Source organism: Mycobacterium sp. (assembly GCF_008709575.1).
GTDB lineage: Bacteria > Actinomycetota > Actinomycetes > Mycobacteriales > Mycobacteriaceae > Mycobacterium.
Genome location: NZ_VYIK01000509.1, coordinates 1 through 567, shown reverse-complemented (window position 1 = coordinate 567; position 567 = coordinate 1). Strand labels below are relative to the sequence as shown.

1 pseudogene is annotated in these 567 nt (G+C 67.4%); it reads left to right on the top strand.

The features are described 5' to 3' along the window. Positions 1–62: 62 nt before the first annotated feature. Positions 63–567, top strand: a pseudogene (locus F6Q13_RS19865) (site-specific integrase); the annotation flags it as partial.

The following is a 567-nucleotide window of genomic DNA, read 5'->3' as shown; positions in this document are numbered from 1 at the left end:
GGCCGCTACCGGTAGCGAGTCTGCCCGATGACTGACCCGCTAGTTCTCATTAGGTACCGCCCATGGCACGACTTCCCAGTTACCTGCGCCGCGTCGAAACGCCGGCCGGCCTTCGCTACGAGGTGCGGGTCAACCCGCCGCGCAGGGTGGGTGAGTCGCGGCGCCAGCTGAAACGTCGCTTCGCCACCGTGGCCGAGGCGAGCGACTGGTATGCCGAGACCACCGCTTCCCTGGCGTCCGGCACCTACATCTCCCCCAGCGAACTCACCGTCAAGGCGGCGTGCGAACAGTGGCTTACGGCCAAATCCCTGCGGATCAAGCCGACGACGCTTGACGCCTACACCGCGGCGCTGCGGCCGGTGATCGACCGCTACGGCGACCGCCGCGTGCAAAGCATCACCAAAGCCGACGTGGAGGACCTCGTCGTTGAACGGACGGAAGGCACGGACGACCGCCCCGCCTGGTCGAGGACCAGTATCAATCCCATGCTGGCCCGCTGGCGGGCGGTGTGGGCGGGACTCCACGCTGAAGGTGTGCTGCCGCGCAACGTGGTCGCATTGGTCGAAC